The 8,036-nt window shown below is 43.7% G+C and carries 5 protein-coding genes and 1 rRNA gene (1 of these 6 running past the window's edge); 3 read left to right on the plus strand and 3 right to left on the minus strand.

Annotated elements, in window-relative coordinates:
• Nucleotides 1-48: 48 nt before the first annotated feature.
• Entirely contained in the window at nucleotides 49-3,222 is a 3,174-nt protein-coding gene (locus AACU32_RS25155; protein ID WP_339378263.1) for a calcium-binding protein, read from the minus strand.
• Between the two features lie 775 nt (nucleotides 3,223-3,997).
• Nucleotides 3,998-4,534, minus strand: coding sequence for a PadR family transcriptional regulator (locus AACU32_RS25160; protein ID WP_096603917.1), 537 nt, complete (start codon nucleotides 4,532-4,534; stop codon nucleotides 3,998-4,000).
• Nucleotides 4,535-4,810: 276 nt separating this feature from the next.
• On the opposite strand from AACU32_RS25160, the gene AACU32_RS25165 reads away from it, so the two are divergent.
• Together AACU32_RS25165 and AACU32_RS25170 are read left to right on the plus strand one after the other, a co-directional pair.
• Nucleotides 4,811-5,701: a pirin family protein gene (locus AACU32_RS25165; RefSeq protein ID WP_096603918.1), complete on the plus strand. Its 891-nt coding sequence runs from the start codon at nucleotides 4,811-4,813 to the stop codon at nucleotides 5,699-5,701.
• Complete coding sequence (locus AACU32_RS25170; RefSeq protein ID WP_339378264.1) at nucleotides 5,691-6,101, plus strand: hypothetical protein; 411 nt, start codon at nucleotides 5,691-5,693, stop codon at nucleotides 6,099-6,101. The genes AACU32_RS25165 and AACU32_RS25170 overlap by 11 nt, the downstream gene beginning before the upstream one ends.
• 99 nt (nucleotides 6,102-6,200) lie before the next feature.
• Here AACU32_RS25170 and AACU32_RS25175 read toward each other — a convergent pair whose 3' ends face one another.
• Nucleotides 6,201-6,347, minus strand: coding sequence for a hypothetical protein (locus tag AACU32_RS25175; RefSeq protein ID WP_339378265.1), 147 nt, complete (start codon nucleotides 6,345-6,347; stop codon nucleotides 6,201-6,203).
• A gap of 243 nt (nucleotides 6,348-6,590) precedes the next feature.
• On the opposite strand from AACU32_RS25175, the gene AACU32_RS25180 reads away from it, so the two are divergent.
• A 16S ribosomal RNA gene (locus tag AACU32_RS25180) occupies nucleotides 6,591-8,036 on the plus strand (it continues 43 nt past the right edge of the window).

An 8,036-nucleotide genomic window follows, 5' to 3' on the forward strand; every position in this document is an offset into this window, starting at 1 on the left:
GGGTTTAAGTATTGCTTAACCCCTAATTGAGTAATTGCGCGATCGCTATTAAGCAACAACTAGAAAATTCGCAGCGCTGATTGTGCGATCGCCAAAATATGGATTCACTAATTGTGCAAATTGTACTTGAGCAAATCCAGTTCCACTTCCATCAGAGTCAAAGTACAAAGCACCTGTAATATCGTTGTAGATAAATCGCTGATTGCTATTATTAGCCGCCGCACCAATGGTAAATTGACTTGATGAGAGTACGCCGACTGATAACCCACCACCAAAACCAGCAGCAGATACCTGAATTAAATCAGAAGCTTCATCTGTTGTTTCAAAAGCAGTAATGGTATCAATCCCCTCATTGTAATTATTGAAGACAAAAGTATCATTATTTATATTGCCAGAGAGATAATCATTGCCATTGCCACCAGTGATAATATCATTCCCATAGCCCCCATACAGGGTATCATCTCCATCGCCACCATTGATAATTGTGGTAAGTTCATCCTCGCTATATTGCGCCAAGAAGTCATTACCACCACCACCATTCAAGGTATCGCCACCACCATCGCCAGAATATAGGGTGTCGTCGCCATCGCCTCCTTGAAGATAATCGCTGTAGGCTGAACCATTGACAAAAAATCTTTCAATACTTGAGAAACTAATCGTTTCATCACCAATAATCGAGCCATTAGTCTTGGTTTCATCTGAGAAGCTCATGACTAGCGGACGGTTGTTGAATGAACCGCCATTTTCATCGTAACTCGCGGACAACAAATCGTTACCTGCACCGCCATTAATTGTATCATTGCCACCATAGCCAGCAGCTAGTGTATCGTCACCATTGCCGCCTTGAAGATAATCGCTGGAACGTGTACCAATGATAAAAAACTTTTCGATACTAAAGAAAGTAATCTTGTCAGTACCCGATGTAATTGAGCCATTAGTAGTGGTAGCATCCAATGTCATGGTGATGCCACTTTTAGCATTATTGTTCAACACAAACAATTCATCGTTACCTGCACCGCCCTTAATCGTATCATTGCCAACACCGCTAGAGAAGGTATCGTTGCCATTGCCTCCTAAAATATTGTCATCGTAGCTTGTACCTTGAATATTAAATCTTTCGATACTTTGGAAACTAACTTTGTTTGTGCCCGCCGTAATTGTGCCATTAGTAGTGGTAGTATCCAATGTCATGGTTATGCCACTACTACCACCAGCGCTAAAGGATAACTCATCCTTACCTGCGCCACCGCTAATCGTATCATTGCCTCTGCCCCCGGATAAGGTATCGTCGCCATTGCCTCCTTGAATCTTTTCATCTTGGCTTGTACCTTTAATATTCAACCTTTCGATATTTTGGAAGCTAATCTTATTAGTACCCGCTGTAATTGAGCCATTAGTGGTGGTTGCATCCAAAGTCATGGTGATGCCACCATTAGCATCAGCGTAATCAACATCCAAGTAATCGTTAAGAGTACCACCGTCTACAGTCTGAGTTACTAAGGAAGCTGTATTAGCAGCGCCTAAAAAGAAGGAGTCATTACCATCCCCCCCGGAAAACTTATTAGCCCCACTAGCCGCTATACCCGAGAAGTCATAGCTATGATAAAATGTATCATTCCCAGCCCCACCAGAGAGAGTATTTTTGCCACTAGAGCCAAAAATATCAAAGATGTCATTTCCCGCATTACCACTGACGGTGTTATTACCTGAGGAATATGCGATCGACAACCGATCATCCCCAGACCCCCCGTTTAGGGTATTATTACCGCTGGAACTACCAGCAGATAAGTAGTCATTTCCCCCATCACCACTGAGGTTGTTATTGCCTGAGGAACCGGAAATATTTAAGTTATCATCCCCAGATCCCCCCTTAAGGGTATTATTCCCCGTGGAATCATCAGCATATATGTTGTCTTTTCCCGAACCACCGTCTAAATAATTACTTGTGTTTGCATAGTAAATACTTAGGAGGTCATTGCCGCCTTCTCCGTACAGGCTGTTCAGACCTTGAACGTCAGAGATGAAGTCATTACCATCGCCGCCGTAGATTTTGTCATTACCTACCCCACCATACAATGTGTCTGCCCCAGCGAGTCCTTTGAAAGTGTCATTGCCACCATCGCCTCCACTCAGGACATCATTACCATTGCCTCCTTGAATATTGTCATCGTAGGTTGTACCGCTAATATTAAAGCTTTCGATATTCTTAAAGCTAATTTTGCTTGTACCTGCGATAATTGTGCCACTAGTAGTCGTGGCATTTAAACTCATGGTTATGCCAGCTTTAGCAAGATAGTAATTAACGGACAAAACATCTTTACCCGCACCACCGTTAACCGTATCATTGCCACCAAAGCCAGGATCAAGGGTATCATCACCATTGCCGCCTTGAATATTTTCATTGTAGGCCGTACCCCTGATATCAAACCTTTCGATATTCTGGAAGTTAATTTTGTTTGTACCAGCAGTAATTGAGCCACTAGTTGTGCTTGCATCTAAACTCATGGTGATGCTACTGTTAGCATCATAGTAATTAACAGACAACACATCGTTACCAGCACCCCCATCTACTGTCTGAGTAACTAAAGAGGCTGTATTACCTGCGGATAAAAAGAACGAGTCATTACCATCCCCCCCAGAAAACTTATTAGCTCCCTTAACTGCATCAGCATAAAAACTATCATCCCCAACTCCGCCATTCAGGGTATTTTTGCCGCTAGAGCCATCAATAATAAAGATGTCATTTCCCGCATCGCCATTGAGGATATTATTTCCTGAGGAATTTTTGATATAGAATCGATCATCCCCAGATCCCCCCTTAAGGGTATTATTGCCGCTGGAATTATCAGCTTCTAAATAGTCACTACCTGATCCACCGTCTAAAAGATTACTTTGAGATGAAGATGATACAATTAGCCAATCATTACCGCGTTCTCCGTAGAGGCTGTTGTTACCTTGATTGTCGTCCAGGTAGTCATCATCATCACCGCCGTAGAGTTTGTCGTTACCTAATCCTCCTTGTAATGAGTCTGTCCCTGCAAATCCTTTGAGGGTATCATTACCAGCAGCCCCGGACATGGTGTCGTTGCCTTGTCCACCATCTAGCAGATCGTTTCCTGTATCCCCGTTGAGGATGTCATTACCTTCATAACCATAAATGCGATCGCTGCTAGTAGTTCCATTGAGGATGTCATCAGCAGCAGTACCTTTAATTGTTGCCATTGTTTTATTCTATTTATGAATGAATTATCCAGTTGAAAACTCTGTGCTGAATACAGAATTTAAATTGCACAAAGCGCGGAAAGTTTAGTTTTAAACTTTTCGTTAATATTTATTACAGATTTAAGTAGCATTGTGTTTTTATGGTAAGTCTGTGTGGGATTGAGTAATTCCGATTTGTCCATGAGTAATTACCTATATGCAAAGCAACAATTTTAGAGTTTGCGCATGGGCTGATAGAGCGATCGCTCACCTCATAACTAAGTCGGCGATGCATCAAATTATGTTACAAACCGCAAACATGCTTGCAACCTTACCAATGACAAAGGATAATCCTTGCCAGTATTTTCATTGCACCTTTCATTAGCTACACAATTACTTACAAATAATTTTTGGCTGGTCTTAGCCTCAAAATTAATTTATAAACTGAGTATTTTTTTACCATAAATTATCCAAACACTTACGAACTTTATCCAATCTTTAAAATCCCGGCAATTGGCCAATGAATTAATATAAATTCCTTGCCATAAAATCTCAAAAAATAGTTATATGGTTGCAAAAGTTAGTTTGTATCAGTACAAAAGAAAAATTTGTCTGATTTTATAGCTTGTTCAAAAAATTTAATTATAAAACGTCTTTGAAAATGATATAGCAGTCGCAGGCTAGTCGGTAAACCTATCTCCGGCGCTGCTTTAAGTTTGTACTACCATCAATAAATTTACAGTATTTTCAACCCACTCTCTTGAGCTTACAGTAACCTATCTTGAGGTTGTACTATTTAGGGTGTACGCTTAATGACATCAATAGCTGTCTTTAGCCAATCTATGTAAGTTTGTTCTCTTTGTACCACCAACTCTAGTACAAGCCGTTGCATAATTTGCTCACGATTTGCATCTTCGTCTAGCTTTGGTAGGTGAATATTATCACACTCAGCCAATTTTTTGCTGCGTACAGCTAACTGCTGTTCAAGCAATTTCATAATAGCCGTGTTCGATAATTGTGCAGCGAAAAATAATTGCACTAGCAATGGTTCTCTTACTGTCGGTAAGGGCTGATGGCATTGTAACCAGCGGCTAAATTCCGCTTTTCCAGCTTCTGTGACAGAATATACTTTGCGGTTTGGGCGATCGCTCTGAATCTCAATGCTACAACTTATCCAACCCTGTTCAACCAATTTATCAAGGGTTCTGTAAATCTGTGCCTGGTCTGCTGGCCACAAGTGTGCAACGCATTGATCAAAGCAGCTAGTTTTCAGGTCGTAACCTGTCATCTCCTCTTGCTGAAGTAAACCAAGAATTGTGTGGGCTAGGGACATAGGTGGTTTTCCGAAGCTAAAGTAGGGGAAACTCTATCTATTACTTTTTACATGATCTCATGCTATTATAAGACTAATCATATATAAGAGTTAACAAATATGGATGTGAATTAAGGTGTGCTTCTGGAAATTAAACCAGCTACCACTTGTGAGCATCTAAATTTTATGACTTGAGTTAAAGAAAGTTTGATGCTTGTCCAGTGCAGATTCAGGCTATCTGAACGTTCTGCCTTTTACCTACACTCGAATTGAAAAATAGTATACCAAGGAGAATTTATGACAACTCAAACACAAACGATGCGAACAGTCGCAGGAATCATCAATAGTGTACAAACGCTAGAAGGTGAAGGAATGCTGGTGCGTCGTCCATTTCCCAAGAGTACCTTTACCGAGTTTGACCCCTTTCTCCTGCTGGATGAATTAGGCCCTGTTGACGTTGCACCTGGTCAGGCGAAGGGAGCGCCAGATCATCCTCACAGAGGATTTGAAACGGTCTCCTATATTTTAGAAGGGAGTTTTGAACATAAAGATTCTCAAGGTCATGCAGGAAAACTTAGTGCTGGCGATGTGCAATGGATGACAGCCGGAGCAGGTGTCGTCCATTCAGAAATGCCAGAACGGGAATTTGCTCAAAGCGGCGGACGAATTCATGGATTGCAACTTTGGGTCAATCTACCTAGTCGTGACAAGATGATCAAACCCCGCTATCAGGAAATTGCCGCAGCCAGAATACCTACTGCTCAAACAGATGATGGTTTAGTGAAGGTAAAAGTGATAGCTGGAGAAGCTTTAGGAAGCAGATCTGCGATCCAAACCCAAACTCCGATTATGTACTTACATTTCACACTTCAACCAGGAGCGATCGCAGTTCAGCCTGTCCCAAAAGAATACAATGCTTTTATATATGTGCTTAATGGAGAAGGCTTGTTTGGTGCAGAAAAAGAACTAGCAGGAGATGGACAAATGGTATTGTTTGCAAAAGACGCTGAGGAAGTAGCGATCGCAAATTCATCGAACGCCACACCATTAGATGTACTACTCATCGCTGGTGTACCGCTGAACGAACCAGTTGTTCGCTACGGTCCATTTGTGATGAATACTGAAGCCGAAATCATTCAAGCAATTGCAGACTATCGTAACGGGAGGATGGGTTCCATTGACTTCTAACACACTTCTACAAAGAATCAATCAACAGCAATTTTTACGGAATTTGCGCAACAAATTCCTCAGCTTGCACTCCAGCTTGCTGGACACAGAACGTATTGCTTACGAACAAGTACGTGGCAGAGTATCAAGTACAGAACTTCTACAACTAGTCATCGATCATGAACAATTTGCTTGGTTACATCACATTTCTGAGCTAGTTGTGCAAATTGATGAAATGCTCGCAGCAGATGAACCCATATTACCAGGATCTGTCCAAAAGTTAATTGCCGATGCTCGTAAGCTAATCGTACCCTCAGAGTTAGGTAATGCTTTCGCCAGAAAGTACTATGTTGCTCTCCAGCGTGAACCTAGTGTTGTATTAGCACATGCAGAAGTATCACAGCTTCTGGCATCTAAGTAAGTCATGGAAAGGATTCATGACATCATTTGCTAGTCGTCAAACTTACTACTGGCAATCTCGTCTATCAATCCCACCTTCCACAAGGTGGGATGAGCTTATCTATATATAAATACTGCATTGACCACAGTTGTGAGCGATCGCTGTCCACAATTCACTATTCTCTGTTTTGAACTGCCCATTCCCTAATTCTCCTACAGCCATATTATCAGGTAACACCGGAAAGCCTTGCGGCAACAGTAAATTCAAAATTTTCCCAAAATTTTTGAGCAAACCCCTTGACGAAACCAAAAAGGACTTGCTATCTTAAATAAGTGCCGAGGCGAGATAAAGCCGAAGCAACCGAACCGAGAAAAACAAATACTTTGAAAGCTTAAGAAAAAACCAATCCTCGTCAATAGGTTTTTTGAGATATCTCAAAATTTAACCAAAAATTATAGCAGGATTTCCGAAAGCGAAAGTAAATTTCGGAAAGGCAAACTCAATTGAAACAAAATGGAGAGTTTGATCCTGGCTCAGGATGAACGCTGGCGGTATGCTTAACACATGCAAGTCGAACGGTCTCTTCGGAGATAGTGGCGGACGGGTGAGTAACGCGTGAGAATCTAGCTTCAGGTCGGGGACAACCACTGGAAACGGTGGCTAATACCGGATGTGCCGAAAGGTAAAAGGCTTGCTGCCTGAAGATGAGCTCGCGTCTGATTAGCTAGTAGGTGTGGTAAGAGCGCACCTAGGCGACGATCAGTAGCTGGTCTGAGAGGATGATCAGCCACACTGGGACTGAGACACGGCCCAGACTCCTACGGGAGGCAGCAGTGGGGAATTTTCCGCAATGGGCGAAAGCCTGACGGAGCAATACCGCGTGAGGGAGGAAGGCTCTTGGGTTGTAAACCTCTTTTCTCAAGGAAGAAAAAAATGACGGTACTTGAGGAATCAGCATCGGCTAACTCCGTGCCAGCAGCCGCGGTAATACGGAGGATGCAAGCGTTATCCGGAATGATTGGGCGTAAAGCGTCCGCAGGTGGCTATGTAAGTCTGCTGTTAAAGAGCAAGGCTCAACCTTGTAAAAGCAGTGGAAACTACATGGCTAGAGTGCGTTCGGGGCAGAGGGAATTCCTGGTGTAGCGGTGAAATGCGTAGAGATCAGGAAGAACACCGGTGGCGAAAGCGCTCTGCTAGGCCGCAACTGACACTGAGGGACGAAAGCTAGGGGAGCGAATGGGATTAGATACCCCAGTAGTCCTAGCCGTAAACGATGGATACTAGGCGTGGCTTGTATCGACCCGAGCCGTGCCGGAGCTAACGCGTTAAGTATCCCGCCTGGGGAGTACGCCGGCAACGGTGAAACTCAAAGGAATTGACGGGGGCCCGCACAAGCGGTGGAGTATGTGGTTTAATTCGATGCAACGCGAAGAACCTTACCAAGACTTGACATGTCGCGAATCCTCTTGAAAGGGAGGAGTGCCTTCGGGAGCGCGAACACAGGTGGTGCATGGCTGTCGTCAGCTCGTGTCGTGAGATGTTGGGTTAAGTCCCGCAACGAGCGCAACCCTCGTTTTTAGTTGCCAGCATTAAGTTGGGCACTCTAGAGAGACTGCCGGTGACAAACCGGAGGAAGGTGGGGATGACGTCAAGTCAGCATGCCCCTTACGTCTTGGGCTACACACGTACTACAATGCTACGGACAAAGGGCAGCAAGCTAGCGATAGCAAGCAAATCTCACAAACCGTAGCTCAGTTCAGATCGGAGCTTGCAACTCAGCTCCGTGAAGTCGGAATCGCTAGTAATTGCAGGTCAGCATACTGCAGTGAATTCGTTCCCGGGCCTTGTACACACCGCCCGTCACACCATGGAAGCTGGCAACGCCCGAAGTCATTACTCCAACCATTCGTGGGGGAGGATGCCTAAGGCAGTGCTGGTGACTGGGGTGAAGTCGTA

Source organism: Calothrix sp. NIES-2100 (assembly GCF_963875285.1).
Classification (GTDB): Bacteria; Cyanobacteriota; Cyanobacteriia; order Cyanobacteriales; family Nostocaceae; genus Aulosira.

Bases quoted from the DNA above. Each gene is read 5' to 3' on its own strand.
- AACU32_RS25160 (WP_096603917.1), bottom strand. From the start codon at position 4,534: ATGTCCCTAGCCCACACAATTCTTGGTTTACTTCAGCAAGAGGAGATG.
- AACU32_RS25155 (WP_339378263.1), bottom strand. From the start codon at position 3,222: ATGGCAACAATTAAAGGTACTGCTGCTGATGACATCCTCAATGGAACT.
- AACU32_RS25165 (WP_096603918.1), top strand. From the start codon at position 4,811: ATGACAACTCAAACACAAACGATGCGAACAGTCGCAGGAATCATCAAT.